This is a genomic window from Ochrobactrum sp. PL_is501 (genome assembly GCF_055816895.1).
In genome coordinates, this window is the sequence record NZ_JBVPGR010000038.1 from 425,990 (window position 1) to 452,052 (window position 26,063).

Annotated in this window: 32 protein-coding genes; 7 read left to right on the forward strand and 25 right to left on the reverse strand. The window is 56.8% G+C overall.

Annotation, left to right across the window (positions count from 1 at the left end; all coding sequences use genetic code 11):
• Positions 1-236 precede the first annotated feature (236 nt).
• From AC0TOF_RS19175 to AC0TOF_RS19200, 6 genes are all read left to right on the forward strand, one after another.
• The gene (locus AC0TOF_RS19175) at positions 237-425 is read left to right on the forward strand and encodes a hypothetical protein (RefSeq protein WP_006472988.1); all 189 of its coding nucleotides are present in this window, start codon (positions 237-239) and stop codon (positions 423-425) included.
• Positions 426-627: 202 nt separating this feature from the next.
• Positions 628-936, forward strand: a complete 309-nt coding sequence (locus AC0TOF_RS19180) for a hypothetical protein (RefSeq protein ID WP_247880642.1) — start codon at positions 628-630, stop codon at positions 934-936.
• Positions 933-1,118 carry a hypothetical protein gene (locus tag AC0TOF_RS19185; protein ID WP_473769424.1) on the forward strand — a complete coding sequence of 62 codons (186 nt, stop codon included), beginning with the start codon at positions 933-935 and terminating at the stop codon, positions 1,116-1,118. The genes AC0TOF_RS19180 and AC0TOF_RS19185 overlap by 4 nt, the downstream gene beginning before the upstream one ends.
• A gap of 33 nt (positions 1,119-1,151) precedes the next feature.
• Entirely contained in the window at positions 1,152-1,829 is a 678-nt protein-coding gene (locus tag AC0TOF_RS19190; RefSeq protein ID WP_473769425.1) for an SOS response-associated peptidase, read from the forward strand.
• Positions 1,830-1,869: 40 nt separating this feature from the next.
• Complete coding sequence (locus tag AC0TOF_RS19195; RefSeq protein WP_473769426.1) at positions 1,870-2,085, forward strand: hypothetical protein; 216 nt, start codon at positions 1,870-1,872, stop codon at positions 2,083-2,085.
• Positions 2,086-2,150: 65 nt separating this feature from the next.
• On the forward strand, positions 2,151-2,399 hold the full coding sequence (locus AC0TOF_RS19200; protein WP_473769427.1) for a DUF982 domain-containing protein: 249 nt from the start codon (positions 2,151-2,153) through the stop codon (positions 2,397-2,399).
• A 112-nt stretch (positions 2,400-2,511) separates the two neighbouring features.
• Here AC0TOF_RS19200 and AC0TOF_RS19205 read toward each other — a convergent pair whose 3' ends face one another.
• The 12 genes from AC0TOF_RS19205 to AC0TOF_RS19260 all read right to left on the reverse strand — a co-directional run bounded on the left by AC0TOF_RS19205 (position 2,512) and on the right by AC0TOF_RS19260 (position 14,504).
• On the reverse strand, positions 2,512-2,847 hold the full coding sequence (locus AC0TOF_RS19205) for a hypothetical protein (protein ID WP_473769428.1): 336 nt from the start codon (positions 2,845-2,847) through the stop codon (positions 2,512-2,514).
• Between the two features lie 222 nt (positions 2,848-3,069).
• Complete coding sequence (locus AC0TOF_RS19210; RefSeq protein WP_473769429.1) at positions 3,070-3,453, reverse strand: hypothetical protein; 384 nt, start codon at positions 3,451-3,453, stop codon at positions 3,070-3,072.
• A complete protein-coding gene (locus AC0TOF_RS19215) occupies positions 3,453-3,959 on the reverse strand; it encodes a lysozyme (protein ID WP_473769430.1) in 507 nt (168 codons plus the stop codon). The genes AC0TOF_RS19210 and AC0TOF_RS19215 overlap by 1 nt, the downstream gene beginning before the upstream one ends.
• On the reverse strand, positions 3,952-4,170 hold the full coding sequence (locus AC0TOF_RS19220; protein WP_473769431.1) for a DUF7940 domain-containing protein: 219 nt from the start codon (positions 4,168-4,170) through the stop codon (positions 3,952-3,954). The genes AC0TOF_RS19215 and AC0TOF_RS19220 overlap by 8 nt, the downstream gene beginning before the upstream one ends.
• Positions 4,171-4,207: 37 nt before the next feature.
• Positions 4,208-4,681 carry a DUF4376 domain-containing protein gene (locus tag AC0TOF_RS19225; RefSeq protein WP_473769432.1) on the reverse strand — a complete coding sequence of 158 codons (474 nt, stop codon included), beginning with the start codon at positions 4,679-4,681 and terminating at the stop codon, positions 4,208-4,210.
• Positions 4,681-5,913, reverse strand: a complete 1,233-nt coding sequence (locus tag AC0TOF_RS19230) for a hypothetical protein (protein WP_473769433.1) — start codon at positions 5,911-5,913, stop codon at positions 4,681-4,683. Before AC0TOF_RS19230 ends, AC0TOF_RS19225 begins: the two co-directional genes overlap by 1 nt.
• A gap of 56 nt (positions 5,914-5,969) precedes the next feature.
• The gene (locus AC0TOF_RS19235; RefSeq protein WP_473769434.1) at positions 5,970-7,565 is read right to left on the reverse strand and encodes a hypothetical protein; all 1,596 of its coding nucleotides are present in this window, start codon (positions 7,563-7,565) and stop codon (positions 5,970-5,972) included.
• Entirely contained in the window at positions 7,565-10,018 is a 2,454-nt protein-coding gene (locus AC0TOF_RS19240; RefSeq protein WP_473769435.1) for a phage tail protein, read from the reverse strand. The genes AC0TOF_RS19235 and AC0TOF_RS19240 overlap by 1 nt, the downstream gene beginning before the upstream one ends.
• Positions 10,019-10,041: 23 nt before the next feature.
• Positions 10,042-10,443 carry a DUF6950 family protein gene (locus AC0TOF_RS19245; RefSeq protein WP_473769436.1) on the reverse strand — a complete coding sequence of 134 codons (402 nt, stop codon included), beginning with the start codon at positions 10,441-10,443 and terminating at the stop codon, positions 10,042-10,044.
• On the reverse strand, positions 10,440-11,030 hold the full coding sequence (locus tag AC0TOF_RS19250; RefSeq protein ID WP_231771591.1) for a DUF2163 domain-containing protein: 591 nt from the start codon (positions 11,028-11,030) through the stop codon (positions 10,440-10,442). Before AC0TOF_RS19250 ends, AC0TOF_RS19245 begins: the two co-directional genes overlap by 4 nt.
• A complete protein-coding gene (locus tag AC0TOF_RS19255) occupies positions 11,023-11,649 on the reverse strand; it encodes a hypothetical protein (protein ID WP_473769437.1) in 627 nt (208 codons plus the stop codon). The genes AC0TOF_RS19250 and AC0TOF_RS19255 overlap by 8 nt, the downstream gene beginning before the upstream one ends.
• Entirely contained in the window at positions 11,649-14,504 is a 2,856-nt protein-coding gene (locus AC0TOF_RS19260; protein WP_473769438.1) for a hypothetical protein, read from the reverse strand. Before AC0TOF_RS19260 ends, AC0TOF_RS19255 begins: the two co-directional genes overlap by 1 nt.
• Before the next feature lie 129 nt (positions 14,505-14,633).
• On the opposite strand from AC0TOF_RS19260, the gene AC0TOF_RS19265 reads away from it, so the two are divergent.
• Positions 14,634-14,945, forward strand: coding sequence for a hypothetical protein (locus AC0TOF_RS19265; RefSeq protein ID WP_473769439.1), 312 nt, complete (start codon positions 14,634-14,636; stop codon positions 14,943-14,945).
• A gap of 349 nt (positions 14,946-15,294) precedes the next feature.
• On the opposite strand, the gene AC0TOF_RS19270 is transcribed toward AC0TOF_RS19265, so the two are convergent.
• The 13 genes from AC0TOF_RS19270 to AC0TOF_RS19330 all read right to left on the reverse strand — a co-directional run bounded on the left by AC0TOF_RS19270 (position 15,295) and on the right by AC0TOF_RS19330 (position 26,059).
• Positions 15,295-15,714, reverse strand: coding sequence for a hypothetical protein (locus AC0TOF_RS19270; protein ID WP_473769440.1), 420 nt, complete (start codon positions 15,712-15,714; stop codon positions 15,295-15,297).
• An 89-nt stretch (positions 15,715-15,803) separates the two neighbouring features.
• Positions 15,804-17,270, reverse strand: coding sequence for a phage tail tube protein (locus tag AC0TOF_RS19275; RefSeq protein ID WP_473769441.1), 1,467 nt, complete (start codon positions 17,268-17,270; stop codon positions 15,804-15,806).
• 43 nt (positions 17,271-17,313) lie between these two features.
• Entirely contained in the window at positions 17,314-17,493 is a 180-nt protein-coding gene (locus AC0TOF_RS19280; RefSeq protein WP_128005881.1) for a hypothetical protein, read from the reverse strand.
• Positions 17,490-17,903: a hypothetical protein gene (locus AC0TOF_RS19285; RefSeq protein WP_128005880.1), complete on the reverse strand. Its 414-nt coding sequence runs from the start codon at positions 17,901-17,903 to the stop codon at positions 17,490-17,492. Before AC0TOF_RS19285 ends, AC0TOF_RS19280 begins: the two co-directional genes overlap by 4 nt.
• A gap of 2 nt (positions 17,904-17,905) precedes the next feature.
• Positions 17,906-18,622, reverse strand: a complete 717-nt coding sequence (locus AC0TOF_RS19290; RefSeq protein WP_473769442.1) for a hypothetical protein — start codon at positions 18,620-18,622, stop codon at positions 17,906-17,908.
• A complete protein-coding gene (locus AC0TOF_RS19295) occupies positions 18,622-18,948 on the reverse strand; it encodes a hypothetical protein (RefSeq protein WP_473769443.1) in 327 nt (108 codons plus the stop codon). The genes AC0TOF_RS19290 and AC0TOF_RS19295 overlap by 1 nt, the downstream gene beginning before the upstream one ends.
• On the reverse strand, positions 18,945-19,565 hold the full coding sequence (locus AC0TOF_RS19300) for a hypothetical protein (RefSeq protein ID WP_473769444.1): 621 nt from the start codon (positions 19,563-19,565) through the stop codon (positions 18,945-18,947). Before AC0TOF_RS19300 ends, AC0TOF_RS19295 begins: the two co-directional genes overlap by 4 nt.
• Before the next feature lie 2 nt (positions 19,566-19,567).
• A complete protein-coding gene (locus tag AC0TOF_RS19305) occupies positions 19,568-20,053 on the reverse strand; it encodes a hypothetical protein (RefSeq protein ID WP_473769445.1) in 486 nt (161 codons plus the stop codon).
• 48 nt (positions 20,054-20,101) lie between these two features.
• On the reverse strand, positions 20,102-20,494 hold the full coding sequence (locus AC0TOF_RS19310) for a hypothetical protein (protein WP_473769446.1): 393 nt from the start codon (positions 20,492-20,494) through the stop codon (positions 20,102-20,104).
• Between the two features lie 76 nt (positions 20,495-20,570).
• Positions 20,571-21,995 (reverse strand): phage major capsid protein, encoded by a 1,425-nt coding sequence (locus tag AC0TOF_RS19315; protein ID WP_473769447.1) that lies wholly within the window; start codon positions 21,993-21,995, stop codon positions 20,571-20,573.
• Positions 21,996-22,086: 91 nt separating this feature from the next.
• Complete coding sequence (locus tag AC0TOF_RS19320; protein ID WP_473769448.1) at positions 22,087-22,989, reverse strand: S49 family peptidase; 903 nt, start codon at positions 22,987-22,989, stop codon at positions 22,087-22,089.
• Complete coding sequence (locus tag AC0TOF_RS19325) at positions 22,986-24,302, reverse strand: phage portal protein (RefSeq protein ID WP_473769449.1); 1,317 nt, start codon at positions 24,300-24,302, stop codon at positions 22,986-22,988. Before AC0TOF_RS19325 ends, AC0TOF_RS19320 begins: the two co-directional genes overlap by 4 nt.
• Positions 24,302-26,059, reverse strand: a complete 1,758-nt coding sequence (locus AC0TOF_RS19330; protein WP_473769450.1) for a terminase large subunit — start codon at positions 26,057-26,059, stop codon at positions 24,302-24,304. Before AC0TOF_RS19330 ends, AC0TOF_RS19325 begins: the two co-directional genes overlap by 1 nt.
• Between the last annotated feature and the right edge of the window lie 4 nt (positions 26,060-26,063).

A 26,063-nucleotide genomic window follows, 5' to 3' on the forward strand; every position in this document is an offset into this window, starting at 1 on the left:
CGGGGTGTGGCATTTGACCTACCGTCATGCCGGGCGGATGGAGACGCGAATCATCAACCGCCGCTTTTCGGTGTTTGCGCACCGAAAGCCACCCCGGTCGGGGCGGATTTCCACAATCGCAAAATCGCGATTGACTCTTTTTCAGAATGAGAACATTTTAAGAACATCGGCAGGCGGCGCCGATGAAATACAGACACATTTGGTGGTGTGGGTGTCTGCTTCTCTGGAGCAGAACTATGAATGCGCTTGCGCACGATATTGAAGATGAAATCGACTTGGTGCTCACCTATTACGGCGGAGACACGCGGGCGGCGATCAAAGCCTTGCTGGAGGATCGGGAGTTCTTGGCCCAGCAGATCGCCATAGCCAGCATGGCTGTCAGCCACGGCTATACCCGAGGCTGGAAGCCAACACTCTTGAAATGAGAACGCCGCTGCGAGAACTGCGCCCGCGAAACGTGGTGCGCTTTAGCTGCGCCCATTGCCGCCACTATCTGGAAAAGACAGCCCCGCTTATGGCTGCGCGCTTCGGAGAGTGGGTTACGCTCGAAGAGATCGAGCCACGACTGGTTTGCAGCAAATGCGGCAACAGAGCGGGAAACTTCATCAGCTATGGGCTGCCAGACAAATGATGCAGCTGAAATGGGAACGAACGGTCATCGGAGGACAGACGCGCCCCGGAGACTTCATTGCATATACGGACTGGGGCGACTTCTGCCGCATCCTGAGAAACGATTTCGGCCCCAACGCGGGAACTTGGAAATGGGCATTGGTTTGCACCCGAAGCCCCTTTCAGGCCCTGCCCTATGGCGTTTGTGAGAATAAGGAGGAAGTCGTTACCCTTGTGAAAAGGATGTTTGAAGAATTGTGGCTTAGGAAGCAGCTGGAATTTAATCGGCCCTACATGTGGAATGATGGAAAGTGCTGGTACAAATGAGCGGATACAAGAACGACAGCGCCCATGTAGCGAAAGCCGGGAGCCTCTTTGTGCACTTCTGCGATTCGAAGGATTGCAAGGAATGGGGATCGTTCGGCTACAAGACGACATATGGCCAGCTTTGGTTCTGTCGCGATCATAAGCAGGAAGGCGAAGACGCGCTGACTGGACGCCGGAAATAGCGGCGCTATTCTCTCCCCAACGAGGAGGAACCTATGTGCGGACGATTCACCCAGAACTATACGTGGGCCGAAATCCACGCGATGTACAATCTGGTTCCGGCAACGCCGCGAAACCTCCAGCCCCGATATAACATCTGCCCCACGCAACAGGTCGGCGTCGTCACTCAGGATGGCGACAATCTCACCTATTCCGAAATGCGGTGGTGGCTCGTACCGAACTGGTGGAAGAAGGATTTGAAGAGCGTTCCAGCCACATTCAATGCACGAGCTGAAACCGTCGCCACAAAGCCGATGTTCCGCAATGCGTTCAAGCGGACGCGCTGTCTGATACCCGCTAGCGGTTTCTTTGAATGGACCGAAGAAGATGGGAAGAAAATGCCTTGGTTCATATCGGCCAAGGATGGTCGCCCGCTCACCTTCGCCGGGCTGTACGACACATGGCAAGACGACAAAACTGGCGAGAAAGTCCAGAGCTGCACCATCATCGTCACGTCAGCCAACATGTTCATGGGTGAGATCCATGACCGTATGCCCGTCATTCTGGACGAGAAAGACTGGAAGCCTTGGTTGGCGGAGCCGCGTCAGGATATGCTTGTTCCAGCGAATGAAAACAAGCTCCAGGCATGGCGTGTTTCCACGAATGTGAATTCAAGCCGGTACACGGGTGACGACACGATGAAGCCCATCGATGCCGACTGGCTGGACGGCTGAGATCAGCGCCCTACCTTGATCGTCAAAGATGGAGGGACCGATGTCAGTTCGCTCGAAAGTCATACCGGGACCGAAACGCGGTGGAAAGTACTCCGACCGCAACATTGATTGTCAGGAAGCTGTTGCAGCTACTGTGATCGACATCATCGAACAAGCGGAAAACGCAGGATGGTCTGCAACGGAAGCCGCCAAAGCAATCAATCAGGTCTCTCGCGGCCTATTTGTCGGTCATTCTGGCACAGACCGCCACGAATAAGCCGGAACAAAGTTGCCCATACATAGTGGTGCACGGTTCGGTTAACCCGGCAATGGGAGGAGATAATGCCTTGGGGAAAGCCAGTGGACGTTCAGCTTTATGGAATCGGAAAGTACCGGATTGTGCCCGACACTGCGACAGCTGCTCGATGCCTGCTGGAAGATTGGCCGGAAGACGCTCACGGTAAGGAATACGAGGAAGCGTTGCAGGCTTGCCTAGCCGACCTTGAAGGACTGCCGAACACCGCCCGCAAATCGTTCGTTAAAGCTGCCAAGGCCGCTGGACTGACGATCCGGCCCAGCCAATGGCATTGAGATCATCCGTGGTATTGTGAAACGCCAATGGATGATAGCGCGAAGCTAGGTCAGGCACACTATGCCAAGCGCGGCCCCGACTACTCCGGGGAGAGCGTCGGGGCTTCTTTTGTCATGCTTTCTTGTCCTGCGCCAGCACAGCGAGCACCTGATCAAGCCGCTTATTCGTTTCCTTGAGCCCCTCACGGGTTTCATCCCGCATTTCCTTCATGCCGTCCCGCAGCTGTTTGACGTGATCATCCAGATCTACCCGCCGCACATACTCATCGCGCACGCGGTTAACCCGTTCGTGTAACTGGTCATCACCGGCTTTAATCGCCTCGGACAACCGATCGTCTCCATTTTTGATGGAAGCAGATAAGGATCTGAATGCGGTGAGAAGCGCCCCGCCAAAGAACGTCGCCAGCCCCAGTGCAGTACCGATCAACCATTGCAAATCGGCATTCATTGAAGCCCCCCTTTCACTTCATCGTAAAAGCCGGCGCACCGGTCCGTCCGTGCGTTCTGCCGATCGAGCGCCTCACGCTCACGTTTGAGGATCGATAGTTTTTCCTGCCCTTCGACAAGCGGCGCATGCGCTTCCTTGCGCCGGCAGTCTTCGGGATAGTCCGGCAGGTTTGTTCCTGCAGCCGCTCTGCCCTGAGTTTCTGCAGCTGCGAACAGCTTCCGGTCAGCGGCGCAGGAACTCAATATCGTCGTTATCAAGCAGGCAAGCACGGCCCGCCTCAGCAAGCTTGCGTTCATAGTCGGCGATCTCCCGTTCGGTTTTTTCAGTCCGGGCAGCGTCAGCCGCCCAGACATTGCGCAGTTGCTCTTGATAGGCCGATGTGACGAACTCGCTGACTTTCAATTGGCGCAGCAATTTGTCCCGCTCGGCGCGAGCTGCAGCAAGCTCGAACTGCGGAACAAGGCCTTTCTTCGCCTGTCCTTCGAACAGGAAGCCGACAGCGGGCAGATCCTTTAAAACCGGAACGCCGTTGAAGTAGATCGAGCCGAGCGCGATGCCGGCGACAACGCCAAGCCCGATCTTGATATAGTCAAGCAGGCCGAACATCAGCGCAGACCTGCGAGGCAAAGCTCCAGTTCGCCGATGCGCTGCGCATCACCGTATTCCCGGCGCTTTTTCAGGCCCTCGATAACCTTGCCGCCCGCGCGATTGTATAACGTCATCGCATGACAGGCTTCGCGCCATTTGCGTTCGGCCATTCGCCGTGCCGCAGTTGACTTGCAGGCTGCACCTGTCCCGACATTGTAGGAAAGATCGAGCATCGATGCCTGCACGCTGATCGGAGCAAGATCGAAGGTGACGATGCATTTCTGGAGAGGCTTGCGGAAATCGTTTTCCAGCCGCGTTTCCAGCATCTTGAGGCACTGCGCATCGGTATAACTGTCACCCGGCTTCACGCCCTTGGTTTCGCCAGCGCAAACCGTCCAGACGCGGCCCAGTTTGTCATAGTAAGCCTTGTTCTCGACGCCCTCCCACGGAACCGTGAGATAAGCAGCGGTCATTGCAACAAGGCCAAGTCCGGACGCCAGCACGCCCTTTGCACGTTTACTCATTTGAGGAATCCTTTTGGGAAATGATGCGCGCCATGAACGCCGTGATCGTCACGACGAACATCAAAAGGCGAAACCATCGGTCGGGGATGAGGGATGTGTCAGCCAGATAAGGCAACACGGCTTCGAGGCCGGTCAGGATGCCGGCAGCGATCAGAAGGCGGACGCTCCACGCATAGCGAAGCACCCACCTCCAGTCGGAGACGAGTTTCATGGGAAACCGGATTGTTTGAGAGTGTTATGTCAGCCGGTCAGGCGGCGAATACAGCATCAATCTGTTCGACGGTAGTAATGGCGCCGGCCTCGATATCGGCCAGAACCTGCGCTTCGATTGCAAAGCAATTCGACACATGAGCAAGCACCGCATCGCTGATTGCGACAACAGCGTTAGCATCGAGCGGAACGAACTCCCCGCCAGATCCTTTCCACGCCGTGGTGAAGTCGGAATTAGCCATCGCAGCCACCCGCGCTCCTGAGATCATGGTTTTCGATCGATCATCGGTGGCGACGGTCAGGCCGTTGATTTCGATTCCGCCAACTTCTTTTTCCCAGCGCTTGGCGGCAGCGTATTCCTGCAGCGTCATGCCGGGATGATTGGTCTGCGGCTCACCGTCCTCGACCGGAACCATTTTCATCGGCGGGTCGATACCCAGCGCCATGTAATGGCGCGGGTACCCTTTCTTCCCGATTTTGGCCGTATCGACAGTTTGTTGTGCGGCTGACATTACGCATCTTCCTTTTCACGTTCTGGAATGAGTAACCCAGTCATTGGGTCGCAGAATTCATGCGTTTTGATGAATGGATCAGCGCGTTCTGCCTTCACGAGCCACGCGACCTCATCAGTGACGTCCAATCCATCGGCTTGAAGGACGAATTTACCATCAGTAATACGTCCGGCATGCACGTAGGTCGGTGCGTCTAGATTGTTCACACTGACAACGATTGCGTTCTGTGTCAGCGCAACGAACGTCCCCGGCGACAGATTGCTTGCAGCGTCAATATCCACCTCCGCTATACCATCCACCAGACGAACAGTTCCCCAGAACTCCACTCCAGCCTTTGGCGCTTCCGTCGCCATAAACAAAAGATCTTTGTTGTACGGGTCATTTGGATGGTCGATGAGGAACGACTTGCTGCCCGCCGTGAATGCGCCAGGGACATTTGCATTGCCAGTGTGAGTATGACTGAACGATGCACCGACTGTGCCACTCACGACATCAATAACCGCCTGCATATTCGTTCCGACGGCTTCCATGCCCTTGAATGAAGCAAATAGCTGTCCGGTACCCACCCGACTAAGAAATACAGGCGCATGGTTGAATGTTCCTGCGGCGGTGTTTTGACGTGGATTGAAGGCATTTACTGCCATCCACTCGCTTGACGGTACTGATATTGCTACAACACCTGAAAACGTCGGGTATGATAAGTTAGCCTTCGCGTTCAAAGCTGTCTGGGCTGCAGTACTGACCGGCAACCCGGCTTTAGCCTGCAAGGTGCCGTCACCCTGCACGTATTGCGTATTGTTGCCTGTCGCGAGAGCCAGCAAGGTACGTCCAAGAGTGCCGAGTTGTTCCAGCGAAAGGTGTCCTGCGGCATTTGTCGTGAGCGCCTGATTTGCTATCAGATCAAGCGCATTTAGTTCTTCGATATTGCCAATACTGATTTCTCGGATGATCTGGGCCAACCGATCATTCATGGCTATATTCGAGATCGCTGCGGCGCGTTGTCGGTCGATGGCATAACCGACGCCGGCAGCATTAACACCGACGTATGGAATTGCGAGCGTCAGTTCCGTTTCATTGGCAACCGACTGGATCGGATATGCGCCACCACCAGCATAGAAGACGCCGCCGACGATCAGTGCTGTTTCCCAGCCGGTGCCGGAACCGGTGACCACAGTAGAGCCGTTCGTCACCGTGACGGTGCCGACAGTGTAGAATTGATCCTGATAAGCCATAGAAATCCCTCCGCTCCGAATACGGAGCGTGATTGCGAAAGGATGGAATTGAAGGTTCAGGCGGCCAAGCGGGCGCTCAGAATGTGGTAGCGGACACCATCCGGATCCGGGAGGTTTCGGAGAAACCCGCCAGACCCGGTATCAATGTCCGTGTCAGCGCCGGGATTGATGTGAACGACAATGCGGTTTTCCTGCACGACCGTCACGCATGACTGGTTGGTCGGCTTCCAGTTGTTCGTGCCCGGCGCACGGATGTATTGATGGAAACCTTGCGTGATCCGTTCCGGCCAGTTGCACATGACCTTCGGGAAGATGAACTGCCCGGCCCCGTTGAAATTGACGATCGCGGCATGCGAGCCGTACTGCCCATCGAGAACGTTCGCCGCCGAAAACGACGACGCTGGGATCCAGTCACTCATCATCACCCTGACCGAAGGAAACCGGGTATCGAACAGGATATCGTTGCCACTTGGCGCGCTATCGCTGGAACCGGGTCGCTTGATCTGGACGTGACCGCCCTCAAGGCTACGCATGACGGCAGATCCGCCAGAGGTCTGGGCTTGTGTGCTGGTCGCATAGACCATGTACCGCACGTAGACCGCATAATCCCCCTCAACACTAAAGGTGATGCCGTTTGGATCTATACGGTAGTAGACGCGCATTTGCCGCCCGGTCTTGTTTGCCGTGCGATCAACGGCAGGAATGGTGAAATCCAGCCCTTGCAGCGCGATAATCGTGTCCACGAACATTGACTCGTGAAGCGGAAACGATGTTGTGCGCGGCACGTAAATGGAGCTGTTCGCGGCAATGAGTGGCGTCTGCCCCATCATGATGCACATATTCGGTATGCGGGCGCTATCGATCAACCGCTGCCGGCCGGCTGAATTATCGACCTCGAACCCCCTGCGCGTGAGAACGAACATTGACGGATTGATCCGCAACATTTCCTGACCGACAACAGGCGGTGCATCTGGGGATGTTATCGGCGCATTGTTCGCCGGCAGATCCCATTGACAGACCAAGACTCGATAAAATCCACCGCTCTCATCGTTCACCAGAGTGTTTGAATACGGCGACTCATTATTGTTAATGCGTCCCACCCATCCCGTATATCCAAGATCGGGATGAATGCTGCGAAAGCCTCGGATATTGTTACCGCCCACGCCAGTAGCCCCCGGCGTGGAAAAGGTAATGTCGGAATTGTAGGACCGCACAGTTTGGACGCGATCCTTATTGCCCGACGGGCTATTGATATAACCAACCCTGACGCGACCCCAAGCGTCCATCAACTTTGCTTCAAAGATCGGCACGATACCGAGGTCGGCGAAGCGGGCGAATATTTCATAATACATGAAATAATCAGTGTCACTGACGCGCTGTGCACAGAGCGCCCGCTTCGCGACGGTCGGCGACAAGCCGTCAATCACATAAAGATTGCCGTTTACACCCGTCGACGTGACATAAACCGCAGGATTAAAGCCGTTGGAAAAATGGAACTTGTCCCAGAGATAGGATAGGTTCTGCGTTTCCGAGTTGAAGTAATAGCGGTCGTAGGCATCATTCGCCAGCGTCAGGGGATCGTCGGTATCATAGACTAGATCCTTGATCACAGGACCTACGCCGGGCTTATAACCCATAAAGAATTGAGCCATTATCGGAACATCCTGATATCGGAAAGATCGCCATATCCGCGCAGGATCAGCTTGCCGTTGGTGGATTGGAGCTGGTTGAAATAGGCCGTATCGATACGGCCCACGCGCAGCTTCAGCTCGCCATTCTCGATGACAATCGGGATACCGACCGTGCCACCATCCTCGCTGACGAAAATGGTGCGGTCCGCATACATAATGTTTTCCGAAACGAGCTGCCCATTCCGGTCGACAACGCGCCAGATCTGCGATGATTTGGCTTCCTGCGATCCTCGCGAGGCTCGAACCGAAACGGTTGCCTGCGAGTACACGCCGTCCGCAGGGTTTGTGACTCCCTTGATGGAAAGCAGACCTGAAGCCGAAACATCGTCAACCTGCGCCTGCACACCTGCAAGCAAGCTTGCGGTCGCCTCCATTTTCCCTTCAACCTCTTCGATCTTGGCGACCTGTTCGATGAAGGATGCGGCAAGCCCGTTTGTGGTTTTGACGATCGCAGCACTTGTCAGGATGTTCTGACCGGTACCGACCGCTGTCGCAGCCGCCAGCTGTTCGACCAGATCATCAACCTGATCGTAAAGACTGGTTATGCTCTTGAGCGCTTCCTTCAGCGCCCCTCGCGTCTGCTCCAGCTCGACAACGACACTCTGCATACCCGTCGGCGATACCGTCGTTTTCCAAGGCGTGAAGCTCTTGAAGCGATCCGGTACCGTCGTAATGGTTGCCCTTCCCTGATAGAAGCGACCCGACTGCACGTCCTTTGTGGTGACATAGACGCCCGCTTCGGGATCCGTGCACTGATCCTGAAAATCCTGATCCTCATCGGCGATGCGATAGAAGAACCGCACAGCGGTGATTGTCGGATCTTCGGGAGGCTTCCAAGTAAAGCGAAGTGCCGGCTGCTCGTATCCATCCGCACCCTTTACGCTGCCGACCTCGATGTTGAAGTTCTGCACCGTCGAAAGCAGGGATGGATTGATCGGCTCATCTGGCGGAATGACGATCGGCCCCGGCTCTATGCCATCTTCAGAGTAGATGCTTGCTGCCGTTTCGCTCAGCACGAGGGTGAAGCGGAAATCGTCGCTGCAGCGCCATTCCTCGACCATCCATGTGAGGCCGTCGAAAGTTACCCAATCGCCTTCCTGCGCAAAAGTACCGATGCGCCAGCTGACCGGAAGTGTAACCTTGCCGCCAAGCCGTTGCTGGCGATAGCGGATGTTGAGCAGATATTGCGCCGCATCGGCATCGGTCACCTGCAGGAAGTCATAGGAAGTCTGCCGGCGACGGCCGTCAGCAGCAACGTCGGCATTGACAACGATCGGTTTGAGACTTTCCGTTCCCCAGTTGCTGTCGGGAGACGTAAACTGGCCCGACATCATGTTGTAGAGATCGAACGCGGACTTCCGGTACGAGATTTCCGATTCCCGCTCTGCCGGCAGATCGTCAGGCCCGATGTTGATGACGGGTACTTGAGGCGCACCGGCGATGACACCGGACAGCCCGCGACGATTGACGGCAAAGCCCGCCATCGCATCCTCAAATTCCTTGAGGATTTCCGTGTGATCGTCGTCACCATTGACCCAGATATTGCAGCTGTAACGCGGCTTGCCGCCCCGCTGCTCATCGCAGACGTTCATCGACGCCAGATAGGTGCCAAGATCCAGCTGACCGATCGACTTGCCCTCGCCGATCAACGTGCGACCAGAAACAAGGCCGCGCAGACCGATCTGATAGTTCATGCGCTGCACGGCGGGATTGAGCGTAAATTCCCACGTGGCGGGATTGTCGAGGCGGTGTGAACCGGATCCGCCCGCGATCGTGCTGTCCTTGCGCACATCGTAGCAGCGCAGGCCGCGTAGAACCCATTCTATCTCAATGCGACCCTTCTCGAACTTGTCGCTGTCGTATTTGCGCTCGAACACAACATACGTGTAGCCGGCGCAAACGCTGGATTGCTTCCAGCTGCGGCCCAGCCCGACGGTATCGTTGACAAGCTTCTGATCGACGGGCTGCCCCGGCCTGCCATCATAGAAGCGGATCGATATGAGGTCGCCGAAGCCCGTCACGCCATAATGCGCAGCCTCGCCCCCGATCTTCGGGCGCTCGACCAGATTGTAGCGCTGACCATAGAAGAAGACATACGGCTCCAGCCCGTCACACCAGCCGTTTGCCAGCATGTAAACGTCAGCATTGTATTTGTTGCCCGAACCCCACTTGCCGTAAAACACACGGTGCCCGCGTGTTTTGCCGATGCCGTAAAGAGTTGTGGCCGCAACGTCGGCACCGTACTGGACTTCGCCTTGAACCGCAGAATATTTGCGCGCCTTGCGGCGGTTCATATAATTGGTGATGCCGAGCTTGGCCGCAAAAGCCAGACCGCCAGCAATCAGGGATGCAGCCAGCAACGAGCCGCCAAAAAGCGCACCCGCTATGGCCGTGCCAATAGCAGTGAAAATCATAGAGATTTTGCCTTCAGATCAGGTCAGGTGCGAAATGCCGCTATACAGTCGGCGACGCGGAAATAGGCCGGCCCGGCAGCGGTCTTGGTTTCAAAGCGCCCCGAAGCGCCGAGGCAAACGCCGACATGCTCGCCACCATCAACCAAGATGACGACGATATCGCCGATCTGGGCCGCTGCCGGCGCGATCTGCTCCAGATGGGAAGCGAAGAACGTAGTAAGCGATCTATGCCCGCGCTTGCGCAAAGCCTTCTGCGCTCCGGCCAGAGTTTTGTAGGAACCCCAATAGGTGGCCGTCATCTTGCGGGTATAATCGAAGGCATCGGCCATCTGACAGCCGAGAAAGAAGCAATCCGATTCCCCGTAAACGTAGGGCTTGGATCGCTCGGCCTCCAGCACCGGCATCATGATTTCAAAGCGAGTCATCGCTGCCCCCATTCCTCGACGTCTGTCGCAGTGACCGACGCATATTCAAAACAGGTATCGTTCGGATCGTTATCGAACTGCTGTTCTGACTGTGATCGGCGCACCAGTGTTGCGCCGCGAGCGGATCGCCCAGGCGGCTGCAGATCTATCTTGATATTCAGCGTCCGCGTCCCGTCGCGCTGCAGAGCACCCTTCGGGTAGCTCACCTTGTCGATTTCATAGATGTAGGAGACAAGGATCCCGACGACTTCATCCGTACCGCGAACGCCAGCCAGATGGCTGATAACGACAGGCGCATTGAGATAGTCAAACTGCTCGATCTTGGCGATAAGATCATCCGGATCCGTTGTCGGGATGTTCGAGAAGCGGATTGTACGCGTCGTGACTGACGTGCCAACGGCACTCGTCATAGTGCCGGGATCAAGAAAGCGGTTCGGCAGATAGCGCAGTCCGTTATAGGTGTACGGCCTACCGCCACGGTGATAGCCGACCGATCGCCCCGGCAGGTCGAAGCGGATAAGATCGAGGCGGACAATATCACCCTTGTCGATCAGAGCTTTGACGGCAGGATCCAGACTATTACTCATAATAGAACATCTCCGTTGCCGTGAAGCTCACATTGCGGTCAGCCATGGCCTTCGGTGCAGACCAGCTTCCGGGATCGATCTGCATCAGGCAGCTCGCCCGATGGAAATGGACAGTGCACGGCACTGAGAAGTGCTGCAGATCAATCGGATAATCGAATTGAATGGTGGCGCGACCGGCAGCAGTGCCAGTGACGGGTGCCGCAATCGTATGCAGGGAACGCAGCAAGTTCGATCGCCGAAACTCGACATAATCCCCTTCGACCAGTTCGAATAGCGGCGGCAGATCCTGCAGCTCTGCCGACCGCGTATTGATGAACGATCGGACATTAGCATCGCCGTTAAACCCGGCAGGGAGGCCACCGAGATATTTGAGCGGGCGCTGCCGATCGATATCGTAACCGAGGAAGAACCCGCCATTATCTGAGCATTTCATCCGGAAGGATGCCATCTGGCCCGATTGCTCCCGCGTCAGGAAATCGGTGCGGTATTTGGCGACCCAGTAAGCCGTGCCGGTCGATTGCCCCTCGACGCGGCGTCCCTCCATGCGTTCAGAGCTGGAGGGACGTATCGGGTCAAACTCGCACTGTGCAAATGGCACAGCAGGAAGATTAACAAGCATTACCATGTGTCACCGTTCTGCCGTCTGTTCTGCTGGTTTTCGTCATGCTGCTGCACGATGCTGACAGTCTGCTTGCCACTTTGTTCAAGAATCTGACCGACCAGATCCGGGCCGAGATCAACCCGGATAACCGTACGGCTTTCCTCGGCAGACGATCCGGAACGGCTGGCGCCAGACCCGAAATTCTGGACGCCGAGCCGGCCATCAGCCCCGCGAGTAAGCGGCATGATTGCTTCCGGGCCAGCTTCACCCATCAGGCCTACCCCCTTTGCGAAGGCAAACATGGTAGGGCGCGAAACAATCTGGTTTGTGAAATTGCCACTGAAGCTCGACAGGCCGGATGAAAATATACCACCCTTGGCATAGAGACCGCCCGACATTGATGGCGCAGGCGGAAAGTAACCAGTCCCACCGCCTCCGCCAAACAAGCCGCCGAGGAAACCGAAAAGCCCTCCCCCGCCGCCAATGCCGGCTCCGGCCTGCCCGACCTGCATGATGGCGTTGACAACGTCATTCAGCATCTTGTCAATCAGGCGATCCATAATGGTAAGCCCGGCTTGCCCCAATTCCTCGATCGTGAGTTTGCCGTCATCGAACGCCCGAACAAGGGATTGTCCGAAATCAAGGGCGGCGTCCCTGTTTTCGGCGAGCTGCTCATTGAGCCGGATCTGACCTGCGAGGATCTGCCCCTGACTGGAAAGCGGATCGATACCACTGCTGCGAAGCGTGGATGCGACCCGCTGTTCCGTCGCGCTGCGGAAAAGCTGCTCGCGTTCGAACCGCAGTTCCTCCGCGAGACTGAGAGCCGCAACCTTTTCGGCAACATCGCCATAGGTCTTGGCAAGCCGCTCCAGCTCTTTCCGATGCTCCGGCGTGACGGAACGACCCTTGTCTTGCGCACGCTGCAGCAGATCCAGTTTCATACGATACGCATCTGCTGCAACGCCTGTCTTGCCGACAAGCTGCTCTTCCAGCTTCATCTGGTCAATGCGATCCTGCGCCGACTTCACCAGATCCCGGTATGCATTTGCATCCCGCTGCGCCGCACGCTCCGCGTCGGATCGCCGTGGCTTACGCTCCAGCTCCCGCCTCTGGCTTTCCAGACGGTTGATGATTTCATTATCGGCACCGAAACGCAGATTGAACCGATCCGGGGAAAGCGGGCGATATGGCTGCGATGGATCGTACCCAAGATCACTTTTCGGAGTGGAGTTTGCAAAGCCGCTCGCGGTCTCTTTGGCAAGCTGCATCGCCTCCACGAGCGACAGGATCTCGCCCTTTGCCGCCCTCAGATCTGGACTTGCAAATGACAGATTATTGATCGCCGCAAACAGACGCTGCGCACTCAGCTCACCGCCCTTGAACTTCTCCCACAGATCCTGAAGTTCGCGATTGGCGCGGTTCGGTTGCAGGCGATTGATGGCGGTTTCGACATTCTGCACGGATGTCGCATAATCATTTAGAGTGCCAGAAACTTCACCCAGATTCCGTTGGGACGCCGCCGCCTCTTCCGTGGCTTTAATCAGTGATTGAGCAACCTCTTCCGAGATCACACCCGCCTCACGAAGCTTGCCTATGTCCTCACGGAATTTGATGACCGCCGGACGGCCACGTTCGACTGATTGCTGGAAGGCTTCAATCTCCTTGCTCGCAGCTTCAAAGCGAGATCCAAACAGTGAAAAGCCTTCAGTTTTGGCCAATTCACCGAGCGCACCTTGTGCATCCGCCAGGAGTCGCTTGCGAGCATCCCCCTGATCGATACGAAGCTTTATAGCAATGACGGCATTGGACTCGGCTATGAACCGCTTCTGCTCTTCGATAACCTTCGCGTAGGCCGGCCCGATCGACAGAATGTTCTCGCGATGGCGCGAGAGAATATCGTCCGCCGAAGGGATCTTGTCCTCCAGATTGATAACATATTGCAGCAACGCCACGCCGGCAGCGATCGAGCCAATTGTTACCAGTGAAATCGGATTGACGAGCTGCATAAACGCAGACGCGACAGCCGGGCCGATCCGCTCACCGCTCGCCTTGATATCGTTAAAAACCTGCGCAACTTGCGGACCCTGCTGTAGGGCAACCGTGTAGAACGGCATAAAGCCGGCCGTCGCGACAATATCGAAACCCTGAGCGGCAAGATTAGACGTGTTGAAGTGACTCGGACCACCAGACCGGGCGTCATTTCGCTGCTTTAATGCCGCTATGTTTTCGAGCGCCGCTTTGCGTTCACGCTGCAATGCTGAGGTCATTTCATCGACCGAGAGCGCGCCTACGGAATGCGCCTGCCGGATATCTGCCTGCACCGCACGATACTGCTGTATTACAGCAAAGAGCGGATTGTACTTTGCTCGTAAATTATCGAGTTCACGGCCATAGGCCGCAATATCGCTACCACGGGCATCGCTCGCAATACCATCCGTTACACCAAGGCGTCGATTGTAGGCGAGCTGGGCGGACTGGGCCACGGCAAGCTTATTCTGCGCGCTCGCCGCACGTTCGGCCACGAGAGCTTGCACTTCAAGCCGCTGATTGAGCGATGAAACCAAAGGAGCAAGACTCACGTGCCCTTGCTGCACGAGGGTCATTGCGTCGGCGACCAGACCGTATTTCTTGTAGGCGGCATCCAGCAGCACCGCAGCGCGATCGAGGTCCATGCCGCGATCGAGGCCACGACCGATGGCCCGAAGCGTGCTCTCGAACTTGGCCGCATTGCTATAGCCGTCAATAAGGGCCTTGCTTAGTCGGACAGAGCCATTCGCCGTCTTTTCCATCGCCGCATCAGTTTGGGCCAATGCAGCGCCCACCGATTTACTGGACTGCGCACCGGCTTTGTCGGCAGCGACCTTTTGGTCCATACCCCGCTTATAATTGGCCGGGTCAAAGTCAGCGGCGACCCGTAGCGAACTAAGCTGAATTGTCACAGCAGCACCTCAGCTGAAAAGAATCGGGTATCGTCAGCCATCATCAGGGACAGGGGAAGGGACATGGCAGTCGACAGGCTACAAATGCAGGTGATTATTGGTGCAGCACTGACAGCTGCCCTGTTTGTTGCAGGCGGATCCGCAATCTATCTGAAGCACAAGGACGATCAGCTACGCGCCGAACAAAGCGAGAGGGATGCTATCGCTAGGTGCGAAGAAGCCATAAAGCGAACGAACAAGTATTCGCTTGTCCTTACGGACGATAACGTTCGTCACGGTCTAGAATGCAGCTGGATGTATCCGCAATTCAAATGGTTCAAAGCACTATATGACGAACGCTCGCCAAACTCGCCGACAAGGAAGCCCGATAGTTAACCGGACCTCTGCTTCTGCAGCTCATGCAGATGATCAAGCCATTCGGCATCGATGGCCATAACTAACGCCCGGAACACATCGAACGCGACGCCCTCGATGTGATACCGTCGGGCATAAATGTCCAATGCCTGAAAGCTGATAGGGCTTTCACCCCCAAGCGCACCGTATTGGCGGTCATACCGAAGGAAATGCCAAGCGCGGATGTAATAGCCATACCATTCAGGCCCGGTCGCCTCCGGTGGAGGCTTTGGTGCGGGGATTGCATCGAATGCATCAGGCTCAGACGCTCGCAGCTTGGATAGCCAGTCATCCTGCCCCTTCCGCTTGAGCTGATAGCGGAAGGCGGCTCTTAGTTTTTTTCTGCGGCTTCCAGAAACTCGACCTGACGCTTGCCCACCTGACCGGCGCACCAATACACCATATTGCGCACCAGTCGGCCTTCCTGCGAGGCGAGAAGCTGACGAGCACCCACCGGATGATACCTTTCATCAAGCCCGCGCCAATCCAGCAGCAAATGATCGGCAGCAAGCTCGCCGTCGGCTGCACCTACCTCTTCGACCGGCACAGGGTCATTGTTGTATTTCTGCGCAAATTCCACCTGCCGTTCTGTCTTGGCGGTCAGGTAGGCTGGAAAGTTGGTCGACCGCACCTTGAACGCCAGACCGGGCAAATCACCGAGTCCAGGCCAACTCTTGACGAGGATCCACTCGCCATCACGTTCGGTAGCAACATCAGCCTTCAAGCTGCTGAGTTTGATTGTCTTTTCCATTGCATGATCCTTTGTCGGAAGGAGGCGGGACAGCGTCCGACACCGCTATCCCGCCGTTTTCGCGCGAAACCCGTATCGGCGGGATGGTGTCACTTTTCGTAGTACTCGAAGCGATCCACGATCAGATGTGCCGAGGTCAGCGGATCCTTGCTCGCCTGTCCAGTGAGCGGCAGCATCACATCCTGATTTTTGCCACCGGCAGAGACTGCGCCGTCGGTGTAGACATATCGGGGCACCGCGAAAATCAGCGCCTGACTATCCTTTTCGATGCGGGTACTGATATTGGTCGGCGTACCAGCAAAAAGCTTGGAAAGAAGCGCATTGCTGCCGAAATACGTGGATAGCTCGACCTGCACATCAAAGCTGCCCTGCCCGATCGCAACCGGACCGACCTTGTCGTCGCTGCGGATGGCATTGATCATGCGGAGATTGTTGTTCACCGTCAGCTTGAACGACTGCACGAAGTTCGGTCCACCGACGGCAACGCCATTTTCGGCAATCCTGCCAACATTGACCGCAGCTGCCATAACCGGATTGCTGGTTTCCGGATCCGGCGTGTCATCGAGCGAAACCGTCGACTGATCGCCAGTGGTACCGCTGAAAGTCATCACCCACTTGGCAATCTGTTCAGCTTCAAAGGTGAATTCGCCCTGCCCTACTGCCATCGAGCTTTGCACGATGTAGGTGGGCTGGGCCTGACTCATGAAACCGCGTTCAAGCGTGCCGGTGAAGAGATCCACCCCGTTGCGGATCGTATCACCGAAAAACACCCGGATCGTCTTGCCTGCGCCGGCATTCGCAGCCCAATTGATCGGCAGATTATCAAGCGTGATCTTGTTGGCCGTCACCGCCACCACGCGGGCAAAGGTATTCAAGCCTTCGGCGTCGAAGCGGAAAGCAGCCCCCGTTCCGCCGATCTTGATCCACTGTCCGACCTTGAGGCCAAACGTGGTGAAATCAAGCGCCGTCGTCGTGATCCCATCCGCAACGGTCTTGATGTCGCCCGCAGCACCCTCGAAACCGACAACGGCAATGCGAGCCGTCGCAGGCGGCGCGGCTTCATCGACAAGCTTGTCTGCACCGACTGCCGGCACCGTCGCAGATCCCGTCGTGATGGCAAACAGGCCGTTATTGGCAGCCTCAGCAAAGCCTGACAGGCGGACAAGATGGCCCGCAGCAAATGCCGCGCCAGCCACTACAGTCACCACACCTGTCGCGCCAGCAACATCCGAAATCACGCTGCCGGCAGCGCCGTCGTTATCGCGACTGGGGCGCAGCGTCCATGGCGCGGACAATAGCGAGCGCAACCAGCTGGAAAACGGACTGCCATCGGGAGGAAACGACAGCTCGCCATTCACTGCGCCCTGCGACTGGACATTCACCTTGATCGGATCGGAGTTCATGCGATCGGCGCGAATTTCTTCCGACTGCACGAAAACCGGTTTGTATTGCAGGGATTCCCCGGTCAGGCGCACAGTGCGCATGCGAGGGTTTTCAGGAAGTACGCCCGGCGTGACTTCGTCACACCAAGTCATGCGCAGCCGATTGCTGTCCATTGTCATGGCTCCATAGGGTTGAATTTTCAGGAAGGTTGCCGGATCAGCGCGATCGGCGTTTTGTTTTCACCGGGTGCTGGTCGATTGCAGCAAGGTAGCCAGCCGATTTCAGGCTATCGGCAGTGTGAGGCGACAGATCCGCATCGACCTCGACCTTGTCGCCCACGCAAAAACGTTGAAGCGCCGAGTTGAAGGCCTGAATTACTTCAAGGGCAATAGTCATCCTTCATCCCTCTCGAAATCGATGGTGACAGTCATGGCGTAATAGTTGCCATCCATTGTGCCGGGTTCACCGGCACCAATGGACGCGGTGCCAAAGCGGATCGAACCGATCTCCTGACCGCGAAAAAGATCATAGAGCTGCCGGCAAAGCTGACGCGCCCTGCGGGTACCGCCGCCGTTTGGCACGAGCACATGCAGGCTAAGTTGCCCGTTCTCGCGCCATCGGTTCGCCGCTTGTGTCTCAGCCCCAATCGACGCCTGATCCATCAGGTCGCCAAAAATCTCGACAAAGACGAACGCTGCAGGCTCACCTTCCAGCGGCCAGTTCTCATTCTCGAAAACAAGCGGCGTCAGCGTCCATTGCGACCGGAGGAAATCCTCGATCGGCTCAAATGTCTGCGGTGTTGCCATGATCAGCGGACCAGATTGATAACCAGTGATGGATAAGTGAGAGGCTTGCCAGCTTCAGTATCTTTGCGCCGTGCGAGCGTCGAACGGCCTGCCCGATGGGCGCTTGATTGACGAACCGCCTTGGCAGCGACTGTGCGCTGATGACCTTTCAGGATGTAAGGCACGAGCGGTGAAACGCCGGCAGACAGGTTTAGGAACTTGACCTGCACGCTGATGAACGACTGTCCAAACCGCCGAAACATGCGCTGGCGTGCCCGCTCGAACAATCGCGGCGGCACCGACATTTTCATGGCACCGACGTGGATCTTGCGCGTGTATGGCTGCACATTGGTTATGACGATCTCGGCGTCCGCAGATACATCATCATAGCTGGTCACCAGACGCTGATCAGCCAGCACGATGAATGAGTCCTGATATCGCCCGGACTTTCGTGGGCTGTATTCCCGCAAGCCCGTCAGAGCCTCATTGATAATGGCCTGCCACCACACAAACTCGTACACGATCGGGCCGGGCGCAGAGACGCTTTCCTCCGGCGCATCTTTCACGCGGTTGACGTAACGCTCATAGATCGGACTGCCCTCACCCGATCGCAATGCCTTCGCCAGCTCTTCCTTCGCCATCTTTGCCAGCGCAGCGGAAATCGCTTCCTGCGAAAGCCCCTCGGTTGCAACGGCAATAGCACGATCGAAGAACTCGAACTTCGTGGTTGTCGATGCCATCAGCCCCGCACCCTCACATTCACCCGCACCGGCACATCAGCCATCCGGACGATTTCGGCGGACTCGATATTGGTAACCGTCCCAGCAACCACGATCTTGTCACCCTTTTTGAGCGCCAGCGCAGGCGCATCGGGCAGCAGCACAATATTTCGGTCACCTTGAAGGATCGGGCCAACCAGTTCGTCAGGCTTGAACCCGCGAACAAACACCCGCACCCCTTTCGCTTCGGACTCGATGACGCCCCCTGCCATCTTGCGCAGATCCACATTCTGCCCATGGCGCGTGAGCTGGCGCTCCAGTTTGGCGATGGCATGTCCCGGCGTCATGCGTATATCCTCAGCGTTGACAACAGCCGCTCAGTTGCCGAGCGCACAATATTGGAAACCTTGTCGGCATCGAGATATTGCGTGGATCCAACGCCCTCGACATCCTCCGATCGCACCTGCCCCGACGGCCCGGAAATAGAAAGCAGCTGTTGCGTGGCAAGAATGATGGCTTGCCGGGCACGTTGCGGCACCGGACCTATACCCTTACTGCCATCATAGCCGGCACGATAGCGAATGCGGACGGCATCAGGCTCTTGTGCAAGATCTGTCGGCCAACGAAAACTCGCCACGCCGCGCAGCTCGGCGTAGTCGTCCGAACGAACGACACGGTAATTTTCAGGCGGGATTAACCAGTCTGTGCCCTCTCGATCGGTAAACTCGATCGAAACAACTTCAACTACTGGTACATACCGCAAGCGCAATTTTCTAAAATCGCACTGCTGCTGTTCGAGGATCTGTGGCCCCAGGCATCTGCCAAGCCAGCCGGAGGGACCGTCGATATCTTCCGTGACAGCGCCGATTGCAGCAATGACAGATGCGTCATCCGGCGAATGGTCACCGGCTATATCAACCGGCGTGACGATCGGCGCTGGCTGTTCAATAACGACGGTCGCCATGATTATTTTTCCTTGCCGGATTTCTTGGCGTTGTCGACCTCTTCGGCAATTGCCGCGAGATCCTTGTCCGCCTGCAGGCGCGCATCAGTGACTTCCTGCGCAATATTGGCAAGCGCCGTATCAGCTTCAGCGCGTGCATCGGCAACTTCCTTGTCGAGCGCAGTAATGGCGGCACTGGCTTTGTCGCGATGATCAGCCACCAGCTGATCGAACTTGCTGATCTGCGCGTCGGCTGCGGCCTGCGCCTCCGATACACGTACGGCCTGCGACGGCGCCGCCGTTGCAGACTTGATGGCGACCGTACTGACGCGGGAGGCGAAGGCGCTTCGCGCCGCCTGATCGGCACCTTCATCCTTGTGCACACAACCAGCTGCCACGGCCCGATCAAACTGCAGATCGTCCAGCTTGATAATTTCACCATTCGCGACGGACGTGCTGCCGATCGTGAACGCGGATAGCGCCATGCGCTCAATGACTTTCTTGCTCATTGAAATCATCCTCGTGGGTGCGGCCTGCGCTCGGCAGGCCGTCACTGGTTAGGGGTTGAAGCGATTGTCGCCCAGCAACAGCGAGGCCGAGGCTAGCAATGCAGCGCCAGCGTCTGTGGTGAGATTAACCGCGACAAATTCAAAGCCATCATCAATCGCGGACACCTTGACCTCGGCACCCTGTGCGATGGTGGCACCGCCTGCAGGCGCGATGAAATCGACAGGTGCCCCAAGATCCTTTGCCCCGGCCCCGGCAGCGCTCGTGGCCTGCTTGAACTGGACAGTTACTTTCTTGCCGGCAGCAAGATTGGCAGTGGCGACCGCTGCGAGGATCCGGCCCACGCCAACGACACTAACGAACGGGCCAGTCACGCCGGCAGCGATATCCTGCGGAGCAACACCGGCAGCGACACGCATGCGCTGCAATAGAGTGGAGTTCATTTGTCTGTACCTTTCATCATTTCGACAGACTGCGACGGACTGCAGCGCAGCCCGCCAAAGTTCAGATTGTCAGAGATCAGATGCCGGGAACGTCCAGCGCAACGAATGGCGATGCCTCATACCCGCCCTCAAGCTTCATCGGAGCCGTCAGCCATGGAGAACCATCGACGTTCCAGAAGATCTTGATGACAGTCTTGTTACGCGTGAAATGCACGTGTTCGGATGCGGCAACGAACGGGCCGGAGCCATCCTTGATCAGATACTTGCTGAGATCAGCGTACCAGAGGTCGCCCAACTGGCCCAAGGCCGGGTTGCGATCACTCATGATAGCCGCACGTCCCAACAGCGTGCCCGGTTCACCTTCGCGCATGGATGGAATCCAGAGCGGACGACCCTCATTATCCTTGAGCTTCATGAGATCAACGAGCGCACCGCGGGAGAACACGAACAGACCATTCCCCATGCCGCGTCCGACCATTTCCGCAACATCGTCATAGGTGATGCGGTTTGCAACGGAACGCTTCACCCGATAGGTTGCAGAGGACTTGAGAATCCCAAGTGGCGACTTGACGCCGGCACCGTTGAGGAACTTGAAATCCTCCGCCTGCGCGACCGCACCACGAAGCTGGGTTTCGAGGATGGACGAAGCCGCCTGCCAGTTGCGCAGCAGCTTATCGGTAACAGTGATCGTGCCCGCGACTTCATGAGGCGTCAGGGTGATTTCCCGCAGCTTCATATCGGTATCCGGCTTTTCCTCGCCTTCACCAATCCATTCAACCTTCACGCCACCGAACATGTTCTCCGGCGCAGACCCCGTCTGATCAAGCGCCGCCAAGGTCACCGCGCTGTCAGGCGGGGATCCAGCTTCGATTACCGAAGCGCGTGGGCGGATGATGGCATCTTGCGCCGGGACACTCAGCAAGGTCTGGCGAAGCTGGGTAGGCACCATAAATCCGCCTGCTGCACCATCGTCCATGCGCTGCTCTGCGCTCATCTCACCAGCCGCAGCATTCTCGACGTAGTTGAGACGCTGATCGTTCGGGTTGAAGCGAACAGCATTAAGGAATTCGCCCATATTCTCGAATTCCTTACGCGCTTCCGGACCACCGGCACGCTGGATGCTGGCACCGCTGGAACGTGCTGGCACAACCGTATTCAGAGCTGCTGTGCTGGCTTCCATTTCTTCCAGACGCGCAATTCGCGTATCGAGCGTCGTTTTCTGGGCCTTGAGGCCATCAAATTCGGCCTGTTCTTCGGCTGACAGATCCCGATCATCCGCCTCGGCAACATCGATAATGGCCTGCATCCTGCCGATCAGATCCACTCGCGAGGCCCGCAGGGCGACAAGGCCCGATGCAAGGATTGCACCATGGTCACCATGCGGAATGTGCATTGCAGCCATTGTTTCGGCAGGCGAATAGATGCCGAAGAACGCAACCGTCGCGATGGCAGCAACAAGAAGTGCGCCGCAGAACAGCGCAGTTGGCGTAAAACGCTTCATTTTCAGTCTCCATGAGAGATACCGGACAATAGCTAATCGTCCGCTCGCGCCGGTTCGCGAACGTCACCTTCAACCGCGCTGGGCTGGATGATCAGATTTCGAGTGCGCGCCGCTCACGAGCTGGCGCAAAAGCCTTCCGGCGCTGGACTCTGCCGTACTGAGAAACGCCGAAACGTTTCAATGTCTCTTCAAGGGTCGCAACCCTGTCAGCCATGCCGAGCGAGACAGCTTCTGCCGCGTCCACCATGTCGCCTTCGCCGAAGCCGTTTCGCACCTTGTCGGCATCAATGCCGCGATTGCGGGCAACATCGGTCACGAACATATCGTAGGCAGCATCAATCTGCTTTTGCTTGCGTGACAGGGTCTCATCATCAAGCGGGCCGAACGGATGACCAGATGCCTTGTAACGACCCGCTTTGATGATGGTCTTCTTGACGCCGGCCTTTTCCAGCGCCCCACTCAGATCGTCGTGGATGCCGAAAACGCCGATGGAGCCAACCGAACCCGACGGCGTGACGACGATCTCATCAGCCGCCGTTGCGATCCAGTAGGCGGCGCTCGCAGCCGTCGAATTGACATGTGCGATAATGGGCTTGATGCCACGAGCATTGAAAATCATGGATGACAGTTCCGGCGTTCCGCTCACTGCGCCACCGGGCGAATCCGTATCGATGATGATGGCCTTGGTCGTGTCGCTGCGCAGTGCGCGCTGGAAGATCTGCGCAAATCCCTCATTGCTTGTGCCGCCCGATATGCTCGACATGAGATTCATGCGATTGGCAATCACACCCCGCAACGGGAGGATCTGCACGTCACCATCCTGCCGGGCTACATCCTGCTCCGCCTGCTTCCCGATCCGGGCCTCAATTTCCTCGGCAGAATATTTGATGCCCGAAGTCTGGTCGGCCATCAGATCGAGAATGGCCTGCAGCTTTCCTTCAGCCATAGCCCAGCGTTCTTCCATAAGCGCCTGCGTGATCATCGCATATTTCATTCGTCGTCTCCGCCTGTCTGATCGACAACCACGCCGCTCTCTTTCACAGCGGGCTTGACTGCATTTTCCAGTGTCGTGAAATTGGCCGGAACGAAATGATGATCGCCGGCAGGACCGATGCTGTCTTCTTCTTCCAGCTCAAGGATCATGTTCGGCGAGAACGCACCCACACCAAACATGTCCTTGTAGAATGCAGCGCGAGCCGCAGAGTCACCGCGTAGAAACGCATTCATGTTGAATTTGACGTAATAGCCTTGCTCGCGTTCCTGCGGGGTGAACAGCTTCCAGTTAAGTTCCTGCTCCCAAGCACCGCACCACGGCGCGATCGTCTGGCGCACAAAGCCAATCATAAGCTGTTCAATGCCAGTTCCCCATGCCGTGCTTTTCTCATGGCTTTGCACGAGAATGAGCGGCACATCATAGATCCGGCAGATATCGGCAATCTGGAATTCGCGACTTCCGAGAAACTGGGCATCTTCCGGAGGGATTGTGGTCTGGATCCACTTCATCCCCTCTTCCAGCACCTTGATGCGATGGGCATTATCAAGCCCGCCCTGTCGTTCCAGATCCGCCGCAGGATTGGACGGCGATGCCTCGCCTGCTTTTTTTCCACCCCGAACGTTATCCTTGGCTGTGGGTGACAACTTGCCCGGATGCATGAGGAAACCGCCAGACTTGGCGTCATTGGCGAAGAACTTCGAACCGAACTCTTCCATTGCCAGCCCCCAGCCGACCGACTGGCGAGCATGTGCGATCTGTGACAGACCGACATAACCGTCGTGGGATTGATCCATGATGTGGATCACATCATCCTGATCAATCTCAAACTGCCGCCCATCGATCGTCGTCCGAAAGAAATGGCGACCGTCCTGACGAACAGGACGCGTGCGATCAGGTAATAGCGGATATAGCCCCGTCGCCTGCCCGCCCCGGTTCCGCTCAATCTCCAGATAGCCATTGCCCCAGAGAAGCGCATGCGCCTGGACTGTTTTGCGCAATGTGCGCGACGCCATGCCGGGATTAGGACGAACATTAATCAGGCCAGCCAAGGGATGATCGCTCGCCGGCACAAGTTCCGCGTTCCCCTTTCTGCCGGGCCGATACATCCGTAACGGAAACATGGCCATTGGGTTGCTGATCCGGTTCACACAGGCGTAAACGATCGGCAGATACATCGCGCCATACTCATTGACCGAAACACCAGCCTTGGTTTTCGGTGCAACGTGGCGAACCAACCATCCGCCTGAATCGCTCACGCTCTGTGTGGCTCCGAACGCGGCAGCTGCAGCCTTGAAACGACCTAGCAATGTCATCAGACTTCAATCTCCAGTATGCCGCGCTCTTCATAGACGGATGCGGGATCCTCATCTTCGACAAGCGATAGGCCGACAGCCATCACAGCAGCGACGATGCCGTCTATTTTCTCGGCGCTCTTTTTCTTGGTTGGGGCATAGTTGAGGTTCTCATCGAACTTCACCGCCGTATTGCGCGCCATCCACTTGAGGACCGGATGACCGCCATGGTCGAACTTGCCTGCCATTATCAGGCGTTCAACCTGTTTGGTGGGCTCGCCGAGCGTCGGTATGCCTTGCCGCATCCTAAGAAAGAGCTCTTCCTCAACACCGGCTTTCTGCATATCAGTGATCAGCTTCGTGGCGTTCCATGGATCGTAGCCGATATTGATAACGTCGTATCGCTCCAGATCCTCTTCCAGAGCTTGCTTGACGAAATCCTGATCGACATAGTCGCCCGGCGTAACTTCCAGCGCGCCCATCTGCACCCACTTATCGTATGAAAGCCGATCGACTTTCGAACGACGCGGTACTGTTTCCTCCGGCACCCAGAAACGGCCCGAAATGACCCACCTGTCGAAGTCTTCGTCAGGTGGGAAGGCAAGAATGCGCGCCGTGATATCGTCATTGGAGGAAACATCGAACGCCGCATAGCAACGCCTTCCCTCCAGTTCGCGCCCCTCGGCCCATCGTTTCCATGCTTGAGTGTCCTTCGTGCAGGCATCCCACTTTTTCATATTGAGCCAGCGGGAAACAGCATCAATCCACTGGTTGCAGTGGTAACAACGGAAACTCTGCTCGGCGCGAGGATTGCCCTTAGCGTCAGCCACCTCACGCCGCAGAAACTGCATAGTCGGCGACACACCCAGCGACGGGTTGGCTTTCGGCCAGTTGGCTTCGTCGGCCCAGTCATCATCTGGATCCAGCGCAAAAATCACGACCAGAGTTGACGGATCCTCAATCCGACCTTCCAGAATGGCCGTGCTGCGCTCCCACAAATCCCAGCCGGTGCGGTTCGACTTTACACCGGCAGTGGATGCATAAAGCTCCATTGGCTCAAGTCTGGCACCGGTGCCTTGGCGCAGAGTGGTGGCAAGTTCTGCCGTCTCCCACTCGTGCATTTCGTCGCCAACGATGACGGTCGGCGAGCGACCGTGCTTTCCTTCGGGCTTGCCGGTGAGCAGCTCGAACAGCGAACGGATCTTCGGGATATAGATCGACTTCTTGAATGACTTCGCATCGCCCAAACTGGGCGACATGCTGATCATCGCCTTCATCTTGTCGAAGACGATCTTCGCCTGTTTCTCATCGCGGGCGAAAGCAAACCCCTGCCCGCCGATCACTCCATCTAGAATGAAGAATAACAGCGCCAGAGCCGACAGAAACTCCGACTTGCCGTTCTTGCGCGGCACCCAGAGCATAAGGCAACGGAATATGCGGACGTGGACACTGGTAGGTTTGCCAGTCTGCTCATCAATGATCTCGATCGGCGCTTTCCAGCCTACCAGCAGACGAACAATGATTTCCTGCCAGAGCGCCAGGCGAAACGGCTTGCCAGCGAAGCGATCTTCCGTCAGGCGAAACACCTTCGGGAACAACTTTACGGCAGCATCCGCTTTCGCGTGATCGAACCATGCGCCCACGACCGCTGCGCACCGTTGCCATGCTACCCGCGCCCATGCCCAGCCCCGAACGTCTGCCGCCTCCCGAAGCCAGTCGGGTTCGGGGATTGTAGGCGGTGCAATCTGCTGACTGGCTTCCGCCGTGATGGTTTCCATGGCC